Origin of the sequence: Snodgrassella sp. W8158 (genome assembly GCF_016100435.1) — a bacterium.
Classification (GTDB): Bacteria; Pseudomonadota; Gammaproteobacteria; order Burkholderiales; family Neisseriaceae; genus Snodgrassella; species Snodgrassella alvi.
In genome coordinates, this window is record NZ_JACFSM010000002.1 from 763,979 (window position 1) to 787,270 (window position 23,292).

At 40.8% G+C, this 23,292-nt stretch carries 20 protein-coding genes; 17 read left to right on the plus strand and 3 right to left on the minus strand.

Annotated features, from left to right (window positions below; translation table 11 throughout):
• The gene (locus tag H3V11_RS07975; RefSeq protein WP_100126335.1) at positions 1 to 999 is read right to left on the minus strand and encodes an HlyD family secretion protein; all 999 of its coding nucleotides are present in this window, start codon (positions 997 to 999) and stop codon (positions 1 to 3) included.
• 240 nt (positions 1,000 to 1,239) lie between these two features.
• On the opposite strand from H3V11_RS07975, the gene H3V11_RS07980 reads away from it, so the two are divergent.
• From H3V11_RS07980 to H3V11_RS08060, 17 genes are all read left to right on the plus strand, one after another.
• Positions 1,240 to 2,097, plus strand: a complete 858-nt coding sequence (locus H3V11_RS07980) for a chorismate mutase (RefSeq protein WP_084547321.1) — start codon at positions 1,240 to 1,242, stop codon at positions 2,095 to 2,097.
• 390 nt (positions 2,098 to 2,487) lie between these two features.
• A complete protein-coding gene (ilvB, locus tag H3V11_RS07985; protein ID WP_084547320.1) occupies positions 2,488 to 4,212 on the plus strand; it encodes a biosynthetic-type acetolactate synthase large subunit in 1,725 nt (574 codons plus the stop codon).
• Positions 4,213 to 4,224: 12 nt separating this feature from the next.
• Positions 4,225 to 4,716 carry an acetolactate synthase small subunit gene (gene ilvN, locus H3V11_RS07990; RefSeq protein WP_025331818.1) on the plus strand — a complete coding sequence of 164 codons (492 nt, stop codon included), beginning with the start codon at positions 4,225 to 4,227 and terminating at the stop codon, positions 4,714 to 4,716.
• A gap of 86 nt (positions 4,717 to 4,802) precedes the next feature.
• Positions 4,803 to 5,819 carry a ketol-acid reductoisomerase gene (ilvC, locus tag H3V11_RS07995; protein ID WP_198224168.1) on the plus strand — a complete coding sequence of 339 codons (1,017 nt, stop codon included), beginning with the start codon at positions 4,803 to 4,805 and terminating at the stop codon, positions 5,817 to 5,819.
• Between the two features lie 94 nt (positions 5,820 to 5,913).
• Complete coding sequence (locus tag H3V11_RS08000; protein WP_198224170.1) at positions 5,914 to 7,254, plus strand: MFS transporter; 1,341 nt, start codon at positions 5,914 to 5,916, stop codon at positions 7,252 to 7,254.
• A gap of 136 nt (positions 7,255 to 7,390) precedes the next feature.
• Positions 7,391 to 7,837, plus strand: a complete 447-nt coding sequence (smpB, locus tag H3V11_RS08005) for an SsrA-binding protein SmpB (protein ID WP_025330778.1) — start codon at positions 7,391 to 7,393, stop codon at positions 7,835 to 7,837.
• Between the two features lie 321 nt (positions 7,838 to 8,158).
• Complete coding sequence (locus H3V11_RS08010) at positions 8,159 to 8,416, plus strand: hypothetical protein (protein WP_084586369.1); 258 nt, start codon at positions 8,159 to 8,161, stop codon at positions 8,414 to 8,416.
• Positions 8,417 to 8,523: 107 nt separating this feature from the next.
• A complete protein-coding gene (locus H3V11_RS08015) occupies positions 8,524 to 9,039 on the plus strand; it encodes a hypothetical protein (protein WP_198224172.1) in 516 nt (171 codons plus the stop codon).
• Positions 9,040 to 9,337: 298 nt separating this feature from the next.
• The gene (locus H3V11_RS08020) at positions 9,338 to 9,871 is read left to right on the plus strand and encodes a hypothetical protein (protein WP_198224174.1); all 534 of its coding nucleotides are present in this window, start codon (positions 9,338 to 9,340) and stop codon (positions 9,869 to 9,871) included.
• A 165-nt stretch (positions 9,872 to 10,036) separates the two neighbouring features.
• A complete protein-coding gene (locus tag H3V11_RS08025) occupies positions 10,037 to 10,603 on the plus strand; it encodes a hypothetical protein (protein ID WP_198224176.1) in 567 nt (188 codons plus the stop codon).
• Positions 10,604 to 10,786: 183 nt separating this feature from the next.
• Positions 10,787 to 12,352, plus strand: coding sequence for a glutamine-hydrolyzing GMP synthase (gene guaA / locus H3V11_RS08030; protein WP_198224183.1), 1,566 nt, complete (start codon positions 10,787 to 10,789; stop codon positions 12,350 to 12,352).
• A 240-nt stretch (positions 12,353 to 12,592) separates the two neighbouring features.
• A complete protein-coding gene (locus H3V11_RS12065) occupies positions 12,593 to 12,697 on the plus strand; it encodes a helix-turn-helix transcriptional regulator (RefSeq protein ID WP_370530644.1) in 105 nt (34 codons plus the stop codon).
• Positions 12,698 to 12,971: 274 nt separating this feature from the next.
• Positions 12,972 to 13,070, plus strand: coding sequence for a hypothetical protein (locus tag H3V11_RS12070; RefSeq protein ID WP_370530645.1), 99 nt, complete (start codon positions 12,972 to 12,974; stop codon positions 13,068 to 13,070).
• Complete coding sequence (locus H3V11_RS08045) at positions 13,070 to 14,569, plus strand: class I SAM-dependent DNA methyltransferase (RefSeq protein ID WP_198224185.1); 1,500 nt, start codon at positions 13,070 to 13,072, stop codon at positions 14,567 to 14,569. The genes H3V11_RS12070 and H3V11_RS08045 overlap by 1 nt, the downstream gene beginning before the upstream one ends.
• Positions 14,566 to 16,065, plus strand: coding sequence for a class I SAM-dependent DNA methyltransferase (locus H3V11_RS08050; protein ID WP_232335787.1), 1,500 nt, complete (start codon positions 14,566 to 14,568; stop codon positions 16,063 to 16,065). The genes H3V11_RS08045 and H3V11_RS08050 overlap by 4 nt, the downstream gene beginning before the upstream one ends.
• Positions 16,066 to 17,259, plus strand: a complete 1,194-nt coding sequence (locus tag H3V11_RS08055; RefSeq protein ID WP_198224187.1) for a restriction endonuclease subunit S — start codon at positions 16,066 to 16,068, stop codon at positions 17,257 to 17,259. It abuts the gene before it with no gap.
• A complete protein-coding gene (locus tag H3V11_RS08060; protein WP_198224189.1) occupies positions 17,260 to 20,322 on the plus strand; it encodes a type I restriction endonuclease subunit R in 3,063 nt (1,020 codons plus the stop codon).
• A 181-nt stretch (positions 20,323 to 20,503) separates the two neighbouring features.
• Here H3V11_RS08060 and H3V11_RS08065 read toward each other — a convergent pair whose 3' ends face one another.
• Positions 20,504 to 21,208 carry a JAB domain-containing protein gene (locus H3V11_RS08065; RefSeq protein WP_198224191.1) on the minus strand — a complete coding sequence of 235 codons (705 nt, stop codon included), beginning with the start codon at positions 21,206 to 21,208 and terminating at the stop codon, positions 20,504 to 20,506.
• Positions 21,209 to 21,777: 569 nt separating this feature from the next.
• Positions 21,778 to 23,271, minus strand: a complete 1,494-nt coding sequence (locus H3V11_RS08070) for a class I SAM-dependent DNA methyltransferase (RefSeq protein WP_198224193.1) — start codon at positions 23,269 to 23,271, stop codon at positions 21,778 to 21,780.
• Positions 23,272 to 23,292: the final 21 nt, after the last annotated feature.

Here is a 23,292-nt window from a genome sequence, read left to right on the forward strand (position 1 = left end):
TCAGCCACCTTTGGCAGATTGTTTTATACTGGGTAAATTTACCTGCCATTGCTGCGGCCATGCTTTATTGTTATCAAAACGGATATATCCGTTACCTGTCAGCCCGCCCTTAAGCAATCCACTGTATTTCAATGCAATCTCAGGGGGAATTTTCAGCTTAACCTTATACATCAGCTTTTGCCGTTCATTCTGAGTTTCTACAAACTTAGGCGTAAACTGAGCATTGGAATCAATAAAATCCACCTTTGCCGGCCAGACTGCACTCATTCCGTCCAGAATAATCCTTGCTTCATCCCCAAGCTTTAATTTACCGATAGTATCTGTGGGTAAATACACTGACAGCGTTACATCAGACGGATCAAGTAATGACACAACCTTATTACCTTCACCCAGTACATTACCGGCCTCGGCAATACGATACTCTACACGCCCGGCTTTAGGCGCACGTATCAGCATGTCGTTATTAGCAGAAGAAGTAGCATTAATCTGAGCCTGCGCCTGTTGTACTGCCGCCAGAGCCTCAGCGCGGGCTGCCTGAGCAGATTTAACTCTGGCTATTGCAGCATCACGTTCAGCCTGTCTCCGGCGTAATTCAGGTGAAGATACCAGCTCATCTGATTTAAGCTGACGCGCATTATCCAAATCCATCTGAGCAACCTTATGTATCTGCTGCTGAGCGGCAATTTCTGCTTCTGCTTTAGAGACATTTTCCTGTGCACGCTTTTTATCAGCACGGGCAGCATCCAGCCTGCTACTGGTCTGATCAGATGAAAGCTCAGCCAGAACCTGATCTTTAGCGACTACATCACCTTCATCCACTTTCATTTCAATGACACGACCAGCATATAAAGTAGCCACATCCAGCCGCTTGAGTTCCATACGGCCATTACCGCCGGCAAAACCATCAGGTAAATCAGTATGGCTGCGCATATTAATCCACACTGCCAGTCCGGCTAATACCAGTACCACCAACACAAACAACAGTTTTTTTGTTTTCATTTATTTTTCCCTGAACAAACTGTTTTATTGGTTCCGCATCACGAAACTCGCCATATCCTGCTCACACAATTTAACACATAAAATATCCATTCATTTCATCAATAACAATAGTTTACTATTACTGTTACATATTTGCGAAAATTACGCCAAGCAAATTCTGAGTGCTAAACAACTAATTGCCACTTGTCAGCATTCTGTTTTTTTCTGACAATCAGAATACTGTTTTCAAGGAATTCGGATATGATTATCGTAATGCAGCGTCAGGCAACCGAAACACAGATCAGCAATGTCATCAGTTTTATCCGTGGACGCGGATTGCACGAACATTTATCCCGTGGCGCAGAACGCACCATCATCGGAGCTGTTGGTGATGAAAGAGTCTTCGAACCACGCGAACTGGAAGCACTTGCCGGCGTTGAAAAAGCCATGCGCATACTACAGGACTGGCGCATCATCAGTCGTGAAAGTCAGCCCGAGGATACAGTTATCACCGTACGAGGACAGAACTTTGGCGGCAACCATTTTCATATAGTCGACAGCATGAGCGGCACCCGGCTTCCGGAAAGAGCTAATGTCTTTATCGATCCTTTTTATCAGGCATTTTCACCTTATTCGACAGTGCCGCAAACCAATATCAGCATGCAACAACAGATTAAGCAGGCACATGCAGCCAACAAGCCCGTCTGGCTGCGTATCAGGGATGTGCGCCAGCTAGAACCAGCTTTACAGGCAGAAGCAGATATTATTTATCTGGGCGGAGAATTAATGTCTAATCGCACCCTCCTTAACGAAGTAGGCTGTCTGAATATTCCGGTTGTACTCTGCAAAGACAAACATCATCAGGTAGATGAATGGCTGATTGCAGCTGAGCATATTGCCTTAAAAGGCAATCATCATCTGATGCTGGGTGAAGCAGGCACATTAAGTCTGGAGCGAAACGCTCCTTACCGGCTTGATGTAGAAGCCATTGTTAAAGCCAGACAGATTACTCATTTGCCCATTGTGGCCAATATTTCCCGCCTCGCTCATGCCTATATGGACAGTGCAACACTTATGCAACTGGCACAAGCTGCAGGTGCTCATATTGTCATACATTAACTGGACAATAAGTCCAAAACCAATAATTTTATAAAAACATATATTATTTATAAATTTAGACAAATTTAATCATTTGCAACGTTAAATTTGTCTAAAACAAGTATAATATTGCGCAAAATATAAAATCTTTAGCATAAAATAAATTAATATAATCATATAATTAGCATTCTTTTCAAAATTAGCGCTTGCTTAACATCTATAACCTGTTTTATCGTAAACACTCATTTAGCTAACCCAAACCTGCTATTCCGACTACCGGATGCAGAGCCAATAGATCATCACAATAAGTATATTCGCGTACCCTAAACCGCCGTTTACACTTATTAATCTTACCGGATGAAGATGCATTGGCAATGTATCAGTCGGACTACTAGAACATAAGAGGTTGATATGCAACTTTCAGGTGCACAAATACTCGTGCAGAGTCTTAAAGCCGAGAATGTAGAATATGTTTTCGGATATCCCGGCGGAGCAGTTCTCGAAATCTACGACGCCATCTTTCAATTAAAAAAATTCCGCCACATACTTGTCCGTCATGAGCAGGCTGCAGTTCATGCTGCTGATGCATACTCACGCGCCAGCAACGGAGAAAAAATCGGAGTCGCTCTGGTAACATCAGGTCCGGGGGCTACCAATGCCATAACCGGCATAGCCACCGCCAATTCCGATTCTGTCCCGCTCGTGGTCATATCCGGTCAGGTTGGCTCACCTGCTATCGGTACTGATGCCTTTCAGGAAGTCGATACTGTCGGCATTAGCCGCCCGTGTGTAAAACATAATTTTCTGGTTACCCACGTAAGTGAGCTGGCAGAAACAGTTAAAAAAGCCTTTCAGATTGCGCGCACCGGCCGACCCGGTGTGGTAGTGATTGATGTGCCTAAAGATGTGACCCAGGCAATGGCGAAATTCAGCTATCCGCAGGAAGACATCAATATCCGCTCCTACCAGCCCGTTACTCAGGGACATACAGGTCAGATAAAAAAAGCAGCACAAGTGATGGCTGCAGCTAAACGACCAATTGTACTGTACGGCGGAGGCGTAATCCTGGGTAATGCCAGCAACATCCTTACCGATTTTATTCAGTCTACCGGTACACCTTGTGTCTCTACCCTGATGGGATTAGGCGCATTTCCTGCCACCAACCGTCAATTTCTTGGCATGGTAGGTATGCATGGCAGCTACGAAGCTAATATTGCTTTACAAAATGCCGATGTAGTACTTGCTGTCGGTGCCCGTTTTGATGATCGTGTTATTTCTGTACCCGATAAATTCACTGACGATGGCAAAAAAATCATCCATATTGATATCGACCCGTCCAGCATTGCCAAACGCGTAAAAGTAGACGTACCCATTGTTGGTGATGTTAAAAACGTTCTGGCTGATTTACTAGCCCTGTGGCAGAAGCAGAATCTGAACTTTAACAGTAATGCACTGGACAGATGGTGGAAAAACATCGAAAACTGGCGCAGCCGTGACAGCATCTGGTTTGAAAGTTCAGATGAAATTATCAAACCTCAGCAAGTAATCCAGACACTGGCAAAACTAACCGACAACAATGCCCTCATCACATCGGATGTTGGCCAGCACCAGATGTTTACAGCACAGTACTATCCATTCGTACGCCCGCGCCAGTGGCTAAACTCCGGCGGGCTGGGCACAATGGGCGTCGGATTACCTTATGCTATGGGTGCCAAACTGGCTAAACCGGAAGAAGACGTATTCTGTATTACCGGTGAAGGTTCTATACAAATGAATATCCAGGAACTTTCCACCTGTTATCAGTATCGTCTGCCGATTAAAGTGATCAATCTTAATAACGGCTTCCTTGGCATGGTTCGTCAGTGGCAGGAACTCTATTATGACAACCGCTATTCTGAAACCTATATGGAATCATTGCCTGACTTTGTCAAACTGGCTGAAGCCTACGGGCATGTTGGCATCAGAGTAGAAAAAGCAGCCGACATCGAAGGTGCACTGAAAGAAGCCATTGCACTCAAAGACAGACTGGTATTCATGGATTTCATTACCGACCGTACTCAGAATGTCTATCCCATGGTAGGCAATGGTAAAGGTTTGGATGAAATGGTATTACCGCCACATATGAGAGAAGAATAGCCGGAGCACATCATGAGACACATTTTATCTATTCTGATGGAAAATCAGGCCGGAGCCATGAGCCGTATTGTTGGTCTGTTTTCAGCCCGTGCTTACAATATCGATTCCCTGTCCGTATCTCCAACAGAAGACAAAACCCTGTCACGAATGACAATTGTCACCAGCGGCGATAACAAAGTAATGGAACAGATAACCAAGCAGCTTAATAAACTGATAGAAGTTATCAAAGTTATCGATCTGAACGATAGCAACTACGTTGAACGTGAATTAATGCTGGTTAAGCTGCGTGCTACCGGCAAGGATCGCGATGAAATACTGCGTCTGACCGATATCTTCCGCGGACACATCATTGATGTAACCGACAAAACCTATACAGTGGAAATCACCGGCACCAGCAGCAAACTAGATGCCTTTCTGGATACCGTGGGCAAAACACTTATTCTGGAAACCGTACGTACCGGTGCAGCAGGCATAGGTCGCGGCGAACGCATGTTACGTATTTAAGCCGGACATTTTTAAAGCATTATCCGACCTAAAAACATATTAAAACCCTGATTTTAAAATCAACACATTAAATTGAAGGAATAGCAATGCAAGTTTATTACGATAAAGACGCAGATCTCTCATTAATCAAAGGCAAAACCGTAGCCATCATCGGTTATGGCTCACAAGGCCATGCTCACGCTGCCAACCTGAAAGATTCAGGTGTAAACGTAATCGTCGGGCTGCGCAAAAACGGTAATTCCTGGCATAAAGCAGTAAATGCCGGTCATGACGTACGGGAAGTTGCAGAAGCCACCAAAGCAGCCGACGTAGTGATGATTCTGACACCTGACGAATTTCAGCCGGCAGTTTATCAGAATGAAATCGCGCCTAATCTGAAAGAAAATGCCACAGTAGCTTTTGCTCATGGTTTTAATATTCATTACAACCAGATTATTCCGGCCAAAAATCTTGACGTAGTGATGATTGCACCCAAAGGCCCCGGTCACACAGTACGCAGTGAATTCATGAAAGGCGGTGGTGTGCCCAGCCTGATTGCAGTACATCAGGATGCAACCGGTCGTGCCCGCGACATCGCTTTATCCTATGCTGCCGCCAATGGCGGTACCAAAGGCGGCGTGATTCAGACAACCTTCAAAGAAGAAACTGAAACCGACCTCTTCGGCGAACAGGCCGTATTGTGCGGCGGGCTGGTTGAATTAATCAAAACCGGTTTTGAAACACTGGTAGAAGCAGGCTATGCTCCGGAAATGGCTTATTTTGAATGTTTGCACGAAATGAAACTGATCGTAGATTTAATCTACGAAGGCGGTATTGCAAACATGAACTACTCCATTTCCAATAATGCCGAATACGGCGAATACTTCACCGGCCCGCAAGTCGTAAATGAACATTCACGTCAGGCTATGCGCGAAGCATTAAAACGCATTCAGAATGGTGACTATGCCAAATCATTTATCGTAGAAGGTGCAACCAACTATCCGTCTATGACTGCCCGCCGTCGCCAGAATGCTGATCATCCAATCGAAATCATTGGTAACCAATTACGCAGCATGATGCCATGGATTGCCAAAAACAAACTGGTTGATCAGGATAAAAACTAATATAGCTGCTTAAGTCTGTTTGTAACAAAGCAAAAAGCTTGTGTATGCATTTTCATATACAAGCTTTTTTTAAACCCCGAATTCAAGAAAGAATATGACTACTCCACCCGCTCCGCAGTCTGAATCTGCAAACAAAATTACTCAGAACTCCCCTACCAAAGTAGCGATTGCCAGCCTCGTAGGTACAGCCGTAGAGTTTTACGACTTCTACATATACGGGCTTGCTGCTGCACTCGTATTAAGCGACCTGTTTTTTCCAACCAAGGATCGGGCAATTGCCATCATGTCCTCATTTCTTACTTTTGGAATAGCCTTTGTTGCCCGCCCTATTGGTGCCGGATTATTTGGACATTTTGGCGATAAAGTTGGTCGTAAAACCACCCTGATAGCATCATTATTGATAATGGGTATCAGTACAACCCTGATCGGTGTTCTGCCGACATATCAGCAGGCAGGTATTATTGCACCGGTTTGTTTATGCGTCCTGCGCTTTTGTCAGGGTCTTGGCTTAGGTGGTGAATGGGGCGGAGCCGCTTTACTGGCTACCGAAAATGCGCCCAGAGGTAAACGTGCTCTTTTTGCGATGTTTCCGCAAATCGGGCCTCCTATCGGATTCATTACTGCCAGCCTGATTTTCATTGTTTTATCCAAAAATCTTGATGATGCACAAATGATGTCGTGGGGCTGGCGTATCCCATTTTTACTGAGCATTGTTCTGGTTGGTTTGGGTATGTATGTTCGCATGTCCATTATTGAAAGTAATGCTTTTCGTAACATGGTTGCCAGACAGAGTGCTGTAAAAATCCCTCTGACAGACACTATACGCAAACATTACAATCAGCTTATTTTAGGCTCTCTGGCCGCTACGTCGTGCTTTACCCTGTTCTTTTTAACAACCGTATTTTCTTTGCAATATGCTACTACAAAGCATGAGTGGCAAAGTACAGCATTATTTAATAAAATTGAGTATTTATCCATTCTCATGGGTGCTATTGTATTTATGGCTGTCGGTTCCCCGATATCTGCATGGCTTTCAGACAGAATCGGCCGTCGCCCGGTATTTCTGATAGGTGGGATAGCCACAATCATAATCGGTTTCTTTTTTGGCGACTTAATCAATTCTTCCAGTGCCATTACAGCTGCCATTTTCTTATCCTCTGCTCTGTTTATAATGGGTATCTTGTGGACACCTTTAGCAGCATTCTTACCAGAAATATTCCCCACCAATGTAAGATATACCGGTGCGGCTATCTCATTCAGCTTTGGCGGTATTCTGGGCGGATCACTCACCCCGTTTGCTGCAGCATGGATAGTTAAAACATATGGCTTACAGGGTACAGTATATATAGGCTGGTTTCTGATTGCCGCCTGTATACTGAGTATGATTGCAGTACTACTGCTACCAGAAACACATAAACAGGAAATTGAAAATTAAAACAGATAAAAAACCGATTTAACCAATCGGTTTTTTATCTTAGCGATTAATTCACATTAGTGTTAGCTTAATCTGTTTCCATAATAAATCTTTCTGCTAAAATACACATAAAAATACTATGTAGCAGATATCTAAAATGAGCATTATCAACAATAAAAAAGCATTTCACGATTACTTTATCGAAGAACAGATAGAAGCCGGAATTGTTCTTGAAGGCTGGGAAGTAAAGGCTATTCGTGCCGGACGAGTACAAATCAAAGAAAGCTATATCCAATGGAAAAAAGGTGCTTTTTATCTGGTTGGCAGTCACATTACTGCTTTACCCACCGCTTCCAATCATGTAAAACCCGATCCCGTACGGCAGCGAAAACTATTACTGAAACAATCAGAAATCAACAAACTGATAGGCAAAGTAGAACGCAGTGGTTATACCCTTGTGCCTGTTAACATGCATTACAGCCATGGTTATGTAAAAATCGATATGGGGTTAGCCAAAGGTAAAAAGCAGCATGACAAGCGCCAAAGCAGCAAAGAAAAAGACTGGAATCGTGAGAAACAACGCCTGCTTAAACAGACACGCTAAATCCTGGCAAATATTAATAATAAAACGGGAAATTAAATTCATTAATTTCCCGTATAAATAAAAAAATTAAACTAATTAAAGCATTTCTTTTTATCTGGTAAAATAATATAGCTAATAAACTCCAGAAAATCATATTTCATATAAACCAAATTAAATTAATCATAATCTATTATTAAATCAGTATTTTATATATCATCCTTTAACATCCATTCTTAATATAATAAATAGTTAAATTTAACTAGACATAAAAAAGTTAAATTATGTTAAACTTGTATTACTGTATCAATACAGGCAAGCATTATTAACAATACAGGGTGTGTAATGATGAAGAAAATCGGTCTGCTATCAATAATTTTATTGCTAAACGGCTGTATGACATTAAACGGAGATTACCGTCTCGTTGCATTGGATGAAAATGGTAACGACCTGGCACCTAAAGTACAAATGCTGGCTCAAGGAACAGGAATTTATCGCTCAAAAATTGTACTATGTAAGGCATTTCCTAAAGCCACAGTCCGGATTTACGACATCAGGACAAATGAAGAACTAAAAGGAAAAAGTCCGCGAAAATGCCGGTAAACATGAATTATTAAATAAATATTTTATTTACCATCAGACTCCATACTTAATTTAAGAAAACTGTTTATTTAAATTTTATGAATGGCCGACCACAAGATTTTAAAATCATGCATGAATGGTATTGTTGTTCAAGAGCCTATGCATTTATTTATTTATATTTTGGATCTGTAGGTGCTTATATTTGTTTTTTGTACCTAATGAATATATTATTTAAATATCCAAACTTTAGCATAATAACAGTTTTACTTGCAGCAATTAGTACACTTTTTTTATGGAAACTCTTTAAAACTAAAAGAAATAATATTAAACAGGTTTACTTCACATCAAAAGACATTTATATAGAAGATAAAAAAATTGATATATCTTATCTTGAATCTGTTACATTGATTGAACAACCATACCCTAGTTTAAATAAAGCTCTATTTACGTTCTGCATAAAATTTACCAAAAACCCAGTAATTAAAGAAGATGTATATTTTTACATGGCATTTGGTAATAGGCTATTTGAATGGAATGAAGATTATGACTATCAAAACCGCTTTATTACTATTCTGGAAACTATAGCAAAAGAACGAAGAGAGCTACTAAAAAATTCTGGTAAAGCATCTAATATATCTGAATGACAAGTTATTCATGCTGGTAGAATCTGAATAAGGAAAATAATATCTACCAACATATTTTTATTTAAAAATCAAATCACATAATCACTTTACTCATTGCATCTAATCACATAAAAACCGCTCCTGTGCACTTTAAATCACGTTGAATTTTATAATTTCACCAGACACAAAAAAGTTAAATTATGTTAAAATAGTATTGCTGCATCAATATAAGCAAACACCCTTACTAACATTCCATACCTGATTTAAGAAAACTGTATATTCAAATTTTATGAATGACCGATCCCAATATTTAAAAATCATGAAAGAATGGCATTGTTGTTCAAGATATCATGCATTTATTCATTTGTATTTTGGAGCTACGGGTGCTTATATTTGCCTTATGTACCTATTAAATATAATATTTAAAGATCAACAGTTAAATATATTATTTGAAGATCAGATTTTAAACACATTAATAGCTTTACTTGCAGCAATAAGTACTTTTTTTTTCTGGAAACTTTTTAAAGCTAAAAGAAAAAAAATTAAACAGGTTTATTTCACACCAAAAGCAATATATATAGAAAACAAAAAAATAGATATATCTTATCTTAAATCAATTACATTTATTAAACTTAAATACCCTACTTATAATAGAGGGTCTACATTTAAGTTCTGCATAAGATTTACTGAAAACCGGGTAATTAAAGAAGATATATATTTTTACATGGAATTCGGTAAGTCATTTCGGTGGAAGTATCAGGATTATAATTTTGAAGACTGTTTCATCACTATTCTGGAAGATTTAGCAAAAGAAAGAAGAGAGCTACTAAAAGATTCCGGTACAGCAATCTAATATTTCTGAATAATAAGTTATTCATGCTGGTAGAACCTGAATAAGGAAAATAATATCCACCAACATATTTTACTTAAAAATCAAAACACTTTACCTATTGCATCAAACTTTATAAAAATCTATCCTGTAAATTTTAAATCATGCAGAATCCCAGAAAGAGATTTTATGAATGACCAAGCACAAAATTTAAAAGTCATGCAAGAATGGAGAAATGAATCTAAAAAATTTACCTCTAATAAACTTTTTGCACATATTAATTATTTCGTTTACTTTATTTATTTTTGTGCTTATTTGATTCCTTTCGTCTTTGGGCAATACTTTTGGTTTTGGTCAACAATACTTCTATTTGTAGTAATCCCTGCAGTTATGAAATTCAAAAAAACTAATGAATTAATTAAAAAGGTTCTTTTCACACCAGATGCAATCTATGTAGAAAATGAAAAAATAGATATATCTTATCTGGAATCTATTGCATTTGTTCAGCATATAATCAAAGCTAATCCATTAATCTCCAGCGAAAATTATCCTGACAATATAAAAGCCTTTGAATTTGTTATGACATTTAATAAAAACTCAAATATAAAAGAAGATATACACTTTTATATACAATTTAGTGACGGAATTGTAGAAAATATCGCTGATTACGATTATCAAAACAACTTTATCAATATTCTGAAATCTTTTGCAAAAGAAAAAAGAGACTCATTAAAATGTGTGAGTACAGCAATATGACCATTAATATTCTGAGCAGATAACATAAAATACAATCATATATCAATTTATTAAATATCTTTATCCAAACCTGATGTCTATTTTTCAAAAACTGTTTTTTTCAGGACAAAGCACTTGCAGAAATAAAGTCGGAAAAGTGTTAAAATAACTGGCTTCATACATAAAACCTGTCAAGAGCCTAGCATGAATCAGGATAAAATATTAATTCTCGATTTTGGTTCACAAGTAACCCAGCTTATCGCCCGGCGCGTACGTGAAGCTCATGTTTATTGTGAATTACATTCATTTGACATGCCTATTGAAGATATCAAGGCATTCGCCCCTAAAGGCATTATCCTGTCCGGTGGTCCCAATTCAGTTTATGAATCTGACTATCAGGCTAACCCGGAAATTCTCAATCTCGGTATACCCATTCTTGGCATCTGTTATGGCATGCAATGGCTGGCACATACCATGGGCGGCGAAGTGAGCGGTGGCGATCAGCGAGAATTCGGTTATGCTCAAGTACATACAGAAGACAGCCAGTTTACCAATGGCATTTTTGATAACCAGCCTAACACACTGGATGTATGGATGAGCCATGGCGATAAAGTAAGCAAACTGCCAGAAGGATTTAAAAGTATCGGACATACACCAAGCTGTCCGTATGCCATCATTGAAAACCCGCACAAGCACTTTTACGGTGTTCAGTTCCATCCTGAAGTTACCCATACCAAACAGGGACGTGAACTAATCAACCGCTTTATACTTGATATCTGTCAGGCCAAACCCAGCTGGACTATGCCTAACTATATCGAAGAAGCCATTATCAAAATTCGCGAACAAGTTGGTTCCGATGAAGTTATTCTTGGCCTTTCCGGCGGAGTAGATTCATCCGTAGCTGCTGCACTGATTCATCGCGCCATTGGCGACCAGCTCACCTGCGTATTTGTAGATCATGGTCTGTTACGCTATCAGGAAGCGCAAATGGTCATGGATATGTTCGGCAAAAACCTTGGCGTCAATGTAATTCACGTTGATGCCTCTGCCAATTTTCTCGCCAAACTTGCCGGTGAAACCGATCCTGAACGTAAACGTAAAATCATCGGAGCCGAATTTGTCGAAGTCTTTCAGCAAGAAGCCGGCAAACGTCAAAATGCAAAATGGCTGGCACAAGGCACCATCTACCCTGATGTAATCGAAAGCGCCGGAGCTAAAACCAAAAAAGCACATGCTATTAAAAGCCACCATAATGTAGGCGGTCTGCCCGAAACACTTAATCTGCAATTGCTGGAACCACTGCGCGATTTGTTCAAAGATGAAGTACGCGAACTGGGTGTTGCGCTGGGATTACCGCGTGATATGGTTTACCGTCACCCCTTCCCCGGTCCGGGTCTGGGCGTGCGAATTCTGGGTGAAGTAAAACGCGAATACGCCGATTTACTGCGCCGTGCCGACCATATATTCATTGAAGAGTTGCGTAATACCTGCGATGAAGACGGTATATCCTGGTATGATAAAACCAGCCAGGCTTTTGCTGTATTCCTGCCGGTAAAATCCGTAGGTGTAATGGGAGACGGTCGCACCTATGAATACGTAGTAGCCCTGCGAGCAGTAATTACCAGCGATTTCATGACAGCACACTGGGCCCACCTCCCCTACGACCTGCTCGGCCGCGTTTCCAATCGCATCATCAACGAAGTACGCGGTATTAACCGTGTTGTTTACGATGTCAGCGGTAAACCGCCAGCCACTATTGAGTGGGAATAGAAATTTAGTTTTTATTAACTCCTAATATTCTTTCTTAAAACCAGTTATATCGATTAGATTAGCTGGTTTTTCTATTTATTAAAGCTTGGTAATATCCACTACTATTTTTTATCGTAAATTAAACGGTAAAAAACTTAATATGTTCAGAAAATGCCAATATTGTTATTTCTGTGCCTTTGTTGAAGTGAAAAATTTGGATAATACCTTCTTCTTACCGATTCTTCTTTTATCAGTAGTTATATCTATAAGCAGTTCAAGATAGGTCAACGAGCTGTTGCATGGTTAGAGAGTGATATTGATGCTTGGATTGATAGGCATTTGGCTAAGAAGGAGAAAAATAAATAGCGATCTATCAGATATAACTTAAAAATAGCGCTGCAGGTTGTAGCACTATTTTATACGTATAAATAATCTTTCAATTTAAAAATGTTCGTTTGATACAAAGTCCTAGTGTAAAATTCGCATCATCAGATACAACGATAAGGACTGTTATGATCCGTTGCCATCTTGCTCGACTAATGGGCGAACACAAAATGTGGATAGCCGATGCGGTTAGGGAAACGGCTTTAGTTGCAACACCATAACTTTACTTTACAGGGAGATTGTCCAGAAGGTTGACCTGAATACATTGGACAGGCTTTGCTTGTTTTTTGACTGTGGCATAAACGATTTGCTACAAAAGGTTCCAACATCGCAGAATCGTACAGAGAAAAATTAATGACACTGATTAACCTAAAAGATCTCGAGGCCCATCTCTGGCATGCAGCCCACATCATCACTGGGCCTATCGATGCATCAGATTATAAAACTTATATTTTCCCAATTTTGTTTTTCAAACGTATTTGCGACGTGTATGACGAAGAGTTTGTCGATGCGATGGAGAGCGTTGGGGATGAAGAACTTGCCAAAGGCAAGATGTTCCACCGTATTCAAATACCTGAAAACTGTCATTGGCGTGACGTTTTTGCCAAGCCTAAAGATGTAGGCCAAGCCTTAAAAGACTCATTTCGCGGCATAGAACTAGCAAATCCCAAATTGCATGGCATTTTTGGCGATGCCAGTTGGACCAATAAAGAACGTCTTTCTGATGAGTTGCTGGCTACGTTACTTAATCACTTCAATAAGGTGAACCTTGGCGTTTTTAGTGTCCGTGACGATGATATGGGACGCGCATACGAGTATCTGATCAAACGCTTTGCTGATAAAGCTAACAAGAAAGCCGGTGAGTTCTATACTCCACGTACTATTGTTCGCTTGATGGTTAACATTCTCGATCCTAAAGCTGGTGAGAGCGTTTATGATCCTGCTTGCGGTACCGGCGGTATGCTGCTCGAAACCATTCACCATGTGAAAGAAAGCGGCGGCGACCCGCGCCTGCTAAAAATCAAAGGTCAGGAAAAAAACCTAACCACCGAAGCTATTGCGCGTATGAACCTTTTTCTACACGGGCAGGAAGATTTCGATATTGTACGGGGAGACACTCTACGTGAGCCTAAGTTTCTGCAAAATGATCGTTTAGAAACTTTTGATTGTGTTATCGCTAACCCACCGTTTAGTTTAAAAGAATGGGGTTATGACTTGTGGTCAAATGATCCCTATGGGCGTAAGCAGTATGGTCTGGCTCCTAAAACTAATGGTGACTTTGCTTGGGTGCAGCATATGTTTGCCTCACTCAACGATACAGGCCGTATGGCAGTAGTCTTGCCCCATGGCGTACTGTTTCGTGGAGGTGCTGAAGGCGCAATTCGTACTAAATTACTGCAAGAAAACTGCATTGAAGCCATTATTGGCGTTGCTCCAAACCTTTTCTATGGCACGGGGATTCCTGCGTGTATTCTGGTGTTACGTAAATCACGGCCGGCGTCACACAAAAATCATGTACTCATCATTAATGCTGAAGAAATCTATACCAAAGGCCGGGCTCAGAATACCTTGTCCAACGCTCAGGCCGATGAGATCTACCACATCTACCAGAGCCAGAAGCAACAAGGGCCGGCAGCACAAGAAATCGAAGGCGTTGCACGTTGGGTACCCTTAAACGAGATTGAAGAAAATGACTTCAATCTTAATATCGCTCGTTATGTGCAAAAGCCACTCGAAGAAGAAACCATTACAGTAGAAGAGGCACTCAAAGATTTCCAACAAAAACTGGCTGCCCTGGAAAAAGCGGAAGAGGAGCTAGAAGCCCTGTTAATCAAAGAAGGGTTTGAGATATGAGTATAATGCATAAGAAAAAACTGGAAGATTTGCTTTGGGGAGCGGCTGAGTTCTTGCGGGGCCAAATCGATGCCTCAGACTATAAGCAATATGTCTTCCCGCTAATGTTTTATAAACGTCTATCGGACGTATATTTGGAAGAATATAACGAAGCGATGGAGGTTCATGAGGTAGACGTTGAATACGCTGCCATGCCCATGTTTCACCGCTTTGATATTCCTGTAGAAGCGAGCTGGGAGAAGATACGCAACACCAGCAAAAACATTGGTGAAGCTATTCAGAACGCGCTTCGCTTAATCGAAGCCAATAATCCGCGCTTGCATGGCGTGTTCGGTGATGCCCAGTGGACCAACAAAGAACGCCTGCCCGATCATCTGCTGGGCGATCTGATTGAGCATTTTAGTAAAATTCCATTAGGTATTAAATCTGTCGCTCAGGATGACCTTGGTGAAGCTTACGAATACCTGATTAAGAAATTTGCTGACGATTCCGGCCATACCGCAGCAGAATTCTATACCAACCGTACTGTAGTCCATTTGATGACACGCATCATGGGCTTAAAGCCCGGAGAAACAGCTTACGATCCTACCTGTGGTACCGGTGGTATGCTTCTTAACGCGGTGATGGATTTACGTTCTCAGGGCAAAGAGTGGCGTTCGGTACATCTTTACGGCCAGGAAGTCAATCTGCTCACCTCGGCCATCGCTCGTATGAATATGTTTCTGCACGATATTGAAGAGTTTGATGTGCTGCGCGGCGATACTTTAGCCGATCCCAAGTTTATTGAAAACGATCGGCTCAAACAGTTTGATGTGATTTTTGCCAATCCTCCATATTCCATTAAAAAATGGAACCGTGACAAGTTTGCTGACGATCCCTATGGCCGTAATCTCTATGGCTTGCCACCACAAGGCTGTGCCGATTATGCGTTTTACACCCATATCATCAAAAGCATGAAGCCTAATATAGGTCGTGCCGCTATGCTATGGCCGCACGGTGTTTTGTTTCGCGATTCTGAGCAAGCCATTCGTAAACAGATAATTGAATCAGATATCATTGAAGCAGTGATTGGTTTGGGGCCAAACCTGTTTTATAACTCGCCGATGGAATCTTGTGTCGTTGTACTTAACTGTAATAAGTCTGTCGATCGCAAAAACAAGATATTGTTTATCAACGGTGTTAAGCATGTCACCCGTGAACGCGCCCATAGCCGCTTATCCGATGATGATTTAGCGCTGTTGTGTGAGGCTTATTTTACACCTCAAAAGCAGAGTGATATCACTGCGTTGGTGGATATCGAAACTATCAAAGAGAATCTCTATAACCTATCGATTTCGCTATATGTGCAAGCACAGGGTAACGGTGAAGTAGACGATATTGAACATGCCATTGAGGCGTGGAAAGTCAGTCGCGTGCAATTAAAGAAACAGACCCAAAAATTATTCAAGAGCCTTGCTGAACTTGGTTATAGCGTTGAAGACAAGGTGGAACAGTAAATGATGAAACAACAATTACCAGAAGGCTGGCAGATGATGAAGTTTGGCGATATTGCTAAACATATCTCTAAACGAGTCGAGCCAAGCGAAACCGATCTTGAAATCTATGTTGGGTTGGAGCACTTAGATCCTGATAGTCTGAAAATTAAGCGGCATGGCGTACCAAGCGATGTCGAAGGACAAAAGTTATTGGTGAAGAAGGGCCAGATTATTTTTGGTAAGCGTCGAGCCTATCAGCGAAAGGTAGCGGTGGCAGATTGGGATTGTATTTGTTCGGCTCATGCAATGGTTTTGGAAGCTAACCCTGAAAACGTAATTCCTGAGTTTTTACCATTTTTTATGCAATCTGATGTATTTATGAATCGTGCAGTAGCAATATCAGAGGGCTCATTATCTCCAACGATAAAATGGAAAATATTAGCAAATCAATCTTTTTTATTTCCTGATGTCAATTACCAAGAAAAAATACTTAAAACGTTTCGGGCTTTTGAATCTGTTTTATTAAAATGCCAAGAGTTGATTAACAGTTCGAGTATTCTTCGGTCTGCAACAAGGGCTGAAGTGTTATATAAAGGGGGGAAAGCTCGAAATTTAGCTTCTACTCATTGGGGTAATATCCCAAAAGGATGGGACATTAAACCTTTATCTTATTTGGCAAAAATAAATCCAACTTATAAGTATGCAAATCAATCGGAAGTGATTTTTTGCGATATGGCGGCACTAGCCACTGATTCTATGAAAATAGAAGGAGAATTGAATATCAAAAAAACTGGGGGTAGTGGCGCAAGATTTAAGAATGGAGATTTATTGTTCGCACGCATTACTCCTTGTGCACAAAATGGGAAAATGGCAATAGTAGATTTTTTGCAAGGAGATTTCGTAGGACAAGGTTCTACTGAGTTTATTGTATTATCGCCAAAGAAAATATCTTCTGAATATTTATACCATCTTTGCAGAACAAATCGTGTACGGCAATTTGCTATAAACAATATGGAAGGTACAACAGGAAGACAAAGAATACCTGCTCAGGTATTTGAAAATATTATGTTACCTGTTCCACCCGAAAGCGAGGTAAAGAACATACAAGAATTTTTATCAAACGCGGAAAATTTACATTCGATCGCCTTATCAAAGCTGGCAATTATAAGTATGGCAAAGAAATCTTATATGCAAAAAATATTTGGAGTAATGTAAATGTTTAACGAACAAACCGTCACAGAAAATGGAATTATCGATCGCTTAAAAGGGCTAAGCGGAACCAAGTGGATTTACTGCCATGGCGAGAATCTGCCTAAGCAAGCGCGAGATATCTTTGTCGATGAGTGGCTAAAAGACGCGTTGTGTTCGTTAAATCCCGATATCGCCAAGCAGCCGGATTATGCTGATGAAGTAATTTATAAATTGCGCGGTGTGGTGTTAGAAGCCCGCCATACTGGTTTAGTAAAGGCCAACGAAAACTTCCATGAATGGCTATTGGCTGAGAAAACTTTGCCTTTTGGCGAGAATTGCGACCATATCACCATTAATCTGATTGATTTTGATAATATAGAGAACAATCACTTTGTAGTGTCGCAACAGGTGCATTATATCGCAGCCACCGAAGTCTATTTTGATATTGTGCTGTATGTGAACGGCATACCGCTAGTAGTGGGCGAAGTCAAAACTGCGACGCGGCCAAGTGTGACCTGGCAAGATGGTGCCGCCGATTTTATGGGCGGCAAAAAGCATTACTGGAAAAATGTAGAATCATTTTTTGTTCCTAATTTGCTGTGTTTTGCCAGTGAAGGAAAAACCTTTGCCTATGGTGCCATTAATGCTCGGGTAAAAGACTGGGGTCCCTGGCACAATACTGAGCTTCGTGATGAGATTCTGCCGGGATTGGCATCGGTACTTAACAGTTGCGAGGGTTTGTTAAATCCGCAGACTTTATTACAATTACTGGAATCCTTCGCGCTATTTTCAACTGTTAAAACCGGTAAAAATACCCCTCCTAAGCGTATTAAGCTTCTGCCGCGTTATCCGCAATTTGAAGCAGCGAAACAGATTGTTGAGCGAGTTCGCAAAGGCTACCCGAAAAAGGGCCTGATTTGGCATTTTCAGGGCTCGGGTAAGTCATTGCTGATGCTCTATGCAGCTAAAATGTTGCGTGCTGACAATGCGTTAAAAAACCCAACCGTATTGGTTGTGGTTGACCGGCGAGACTTAGACAGCCAGATCAACGAAACTTTTGGTGGTGCCGATGTTAAAAACCTAGTCAAAGTGCAAAGCTGCAAAAAGCTAGGTGAGTATATCGAACAAGATAGCCGAGGCATTTTAATTACTACTATCTTTAAGTTTAAAGATGTCGAGATTGACGATAGCAACCCTAATGGCTTGAACAGCCGAGATAACATTATTGTACTTGTAGACGAAGCACACCGCACCCAGGAAGGTGGTTTAGGCGAGAAAATGCGTTGGGCATTACCTAATGCCCACTTCTATGGTTTAACCGGCACACCCATATCAGGCATCGATCGCAATACTTTCAAACTGTTCGGCGCCGACGAAGATCCCGGTCGCTATATGAACCGTTACAGTTATAAGCAATCGATTCGTGATGGCTCCACCAATCCGGTTAAGTTTGAACCGCGCCTTGCTGAACTGCGGGTGGATCGTGATGCTATCAATGACGAGTTCGAGCAACTGGTTAAAGAAAACGACTTAGACGATGAAGAAAAAGCGGCATTATCTAAACGTGCTGGTAAGTTGGCTATAATGTTGAAAGCCCCCAGACGCATGGCGGCCATTAGCAGCGATATTGCCAAACACTTTACCAGCCACGTAAAGCCGAAAAAGATGAAAGGCATGGTAGTGGTATATGATCGCGAAGCTTGTGTGCAAATGTACCACTTGCTCGGTGAAAAGCTTGGCTTTAATGCGATTGAAGTAGTTATGAACGTTGATCAAGCCCCTATAAAAGCCAAAGAGGGCGATAAAAAAGACAAGGTCAACAGCGATTGGCGTAAGTGGCACGATGAGTTAAAGCTACCCATCAAACAAGAGGATTTTAAGCGCTGGCAGAATATTGATGCAGAAAGCCAAGTACAAAAAGAACTGATTGAATGCTACAAAGATCCAAAACATCCCTTACAACTCATCATCGTTACTGCCAAATTATTAACAGGTTTCGATGCCCCTATCTGCTATTGCATGTATTTAGATAAACCTTTACGCGATCACACCCTTTTACAGGCCATGTGTCGGACTAACCGATTATACGAAACTGATGATACTCGCAAAGATATGGGGTTAGTTATTGACTACCTCGGCGTATTTGAAAATCTGCGTACCGCATTGGCTTATAAGCCGGAAGAAATTGATGGTGTCGTAGAGGGTATCGAAGCCTTTAAAGAATTATTACCGGCACAACTGGATAAGTGCTTGTCCTTTTTCCCCAATGTGGACCGCACCTTAGAGGGTTTCGAAGGTATTATGGCCGCACAAGAGTGCTTACCAACTAACAAAAAACGCGATGAGTTCGCCGCTTGTTTTGGGGTGTTATCTAAGTTATGGTCGGCTATTAGCCCTGATCCTTTTTTAAGCCCGTATCGTCAAAACTATAAGTGGTTAGCGCAAATTTACGAGTCAGTGCGTCCAGTAGGCCAGACGGGGGCGCTTGTTTGGGCTGCTTTAGGCCCCGAAACTATCAAGATGATCCATGAGCATACTGATATTAATCGAATTCGCGATGATATCGACGAGTTTATCATGGATGAACACGCCATTTTTACCCTGACAGAAAAAGAGCAAGAGCAACGTGCTAAAAGATTGGAAATTGATCTTATGGGCCGCTTGCGGGGCAGTCATGAGCCTAAATTTGTGGAGTTAGGCGAGCGACTGGAAAAACTTCGCCAAGACTATGAGGCCGGTGTTATTAAAGCCATTGAGTGGTTAAAGGGCTTGTTGGATGCTGCGAAGGACACAGTGCAAGCAGAGCGCGAAACTGGTGAACACCCAGTGACAGAAGCAGATAACAAGCAAGCTCTAACCAAGCTTTTTCTGGAAACCCGTCCAGAGTCTACGCCTAAGTTAATCGGCGATGTGGTTGAACAAATTGACAAAATTGTCAAAGCCACCCGCTTTGACGGCTGGCAAAACTCCAATAGTGGCCCGCGTGAAATCCAAAAGGCGCTATTGCTGACTCTGGCCCAATTTGGATTGGGTAAAGATAAGGAACTATTCCAAAAGGCTTACGGGTATATAGAGGAGCATTATTGAGTTTTACTTAATTGACTGGCCGCATTGTATCGATACTTGGGCAGGTCAAGAGTGACTACTACCATGGATAATTATACCTATAGCGTTAGCAATGCCCATTTATGGCGTAGAGCCGACTTTCTGATCTGATTACATCTTGAATAACAAAGATGTTAGATCAAGTATGAGACAATACACATAGTTATTGTGTATTGTTAATCATTTTTTCAACTGCTTTAGGTGTAATTTCCATAATCTTAGCAATTGTTTTTAAATCGACACCCTTATCAAGCAGTGCATTGGCAAGGGCCTTTGCTTGTATTTGAGCCAGTTTCTCAGCTTCCTTAGCTAATTTAGCTTTTTCTTGGGCAGATTTTGTTTTATCTCTCTCCAAAGCTAGTTTTTCTCTAGCAATCTTCTTCTCTTCTTTCCTAATCTGCTCAACCACCTGATAAGTCGGGATATAGGTAAGACTTTTCTCTAAATCATCCATAATGCCCATGCTTCTGAAACTTTCATAGGCTTCTGTGCTGATTATAAGATGATCAACGAGTGCAATATTAAGTATACGGCCTACCTGGATAAGACGGTCAGTGATATCTAAGTCTGCTTTGGAAGGAACAAGACGCCCTGAAGGATGGTTGTGAATAGCAATAACACGTGACGCATTTTTCATAACGGCTACACGATATACATTCATAGGCTCTATATTAACGGCCTTTACTGAACCTAAAGCAATTAATTCGATATAGAGGATATACCCTGCTTCGTTCATACCGATAATCCAGAAATGCTCTTTTTCTTTGTCTATCTTATTTTCACGAAGAAGTATGCGTTGCATGATGCTGAACACATCATCTGAACCTTCTATATAACGCTTATCGTTTTTGCCAAGTTTAATATCCATACATCGTTTATAGTTAAGAGCATTAACCTAAAATATAACATAGTTTACTAATTATTATAAGTAAACAGCATTAGCTAAACCAATGATATGTTGTTTATATTTTTACTATAAATTGATTAATTAGAAATATTTTATATAAATAAAATACTACCTGATTTGTAACCAACTTAAAGAAATTCATGTCTTCAAAAGGCATAAATTATAGCTATAATCTTTGAATGTCTATTCAGCTTGAGAAAGGTAATACAGAGCTTAAAGTATTTTGACTAAAATTTTTCGAACAATTAGCAATAGCAGAATTATATCCAGTATGTCGGTACCAGAATTATTGGGAAAATTTTAGTTTTTATCGATTTCTAAAATTTCTTTATTGAAACCATTTATATTAACAAATTAACTGTTTTTATTTATTAAAAAATTTATTAAAAGTCATTTTTAATAATTTAAAACTGACAGAAAATAAAATTGAATTAGAAAAGCTGGATTTTACCAGCTCAGTCTATTTATGAATTCATGAAGCTTTTTTAAACAGGATACTAGAAGCATCCTGTCCAAATAGGTATTACTATTTATGTTGATTGTTTAGATAGTGCGCTAAGTACTTCTCTGAAACTATTTAAACCGGCCTCCAAATTTTCGATAATTTCTTCTGCGATTACATCTGGTTCTGGTAAATTATCAAGGTCGGTTAAGCTTTTATCTTTCAACCAGAAAATATCCAGACTAGTTTTGTCTCGTGTAAGCAATTCCTCAACATTGTATTTACGCCAGCGACCTTCTGGATTATTTTCAGGGTGCCAAGTTTCTTTGCGCTTGGCAGGGTTTTTCGGGTTATAACATTCGATAAAGTCGGCCAGATCGTCAAAACGCATTGGTTTTTTCTTCAGAGTGTGATGAATGTTGGTACGGTAATCATAAAACCACACCTCTTTTGTCCATGCCTCTGGGCTGGCGGGCTGGTTATCAAAAAATAAAACGTTCGCTTTAACCCCTTGTGCATAAAATATGCCTGTGGGTAGGCGCAGAATGGTATGCAGAGTGGTGTTTTCTAGTAGCTTTTTGCGAATTGTTTCGCCTGCGCCCCCTTCAAACAGCACGTTATCCGGTACCACTACGGCGGCCTTGCCAGTGGTTTTCAGCATGCTGCGAATATGCTGAACAAAGTTAAGCTGCTTATTGGAAGTCGTAGCCCAGAAGTCTTGCCGCTTATAAGTGAGTTCATCTGTCTCCTGTTCACCTTCTTCATTGGTAAAGCTCATTGAGCTTTTTTTACCAAATGGTGGATTGGCAAGCACATAGTCTACACTAACAGGGTTGGCTGCTATTAGCGCGTCATTAGGAGAAATCAGTGTATCGCCATCGATTTCACCAATGTTATGCAGAAACATATTCATCAAACACAAGCGACGGGTATTGGCAACGATTTCATTACCGTAAAATGTGCGGTGCTTTAGAAATTGCTTTTGCTCTTTGTCGAGAGCGGTATTTTCTGGATTTGTAAGAAAGTCATAAGCAGCGAGAAAAAAACCACCTGTACCACAGGCAGGGTCAGCAATAGTTTTTCCCGGCTCTGGTCGAATGCACTCCACCATCGCGCGGATTAATGCCCTCGGTGTAAAATACTGTCCTGCACCAGACTTGGTATCTTCTGCGTTCTTTTCTAGTAACCCTTCATAGATGTCGCCCTTAACATCTGCCCCCATCATGATCCACTGGGTACTGTCGATCATATCGATCAGACGGTATAACTTGGCTGGGTCTTGAATCTTGTTTTGTGCTTTGGTAAAAATCTGCCCCAGCATCCCTTTCTGCTTACCTAATTCACGTAGCAATTCCACGTAAAGTACTTCAAGCTCTGCACCTTTCTTACTAGTAAGTGCCTGCCAATTATATTTTGCCGGAATACCCACATCACGAGAGTAAGGTGGTTTGGCGTATTCATCGGCCATCTTAAGAAAGATCAGATAGGTTAGCTGTTCAAGATAGTCGCCATAACCTACTCCGTCATCACGCAGAGTGGTGCAAAAACTCCAGACTTTGGAAATGATTGTTGATGTGTTCATAATTATATATTTCTAACTGGA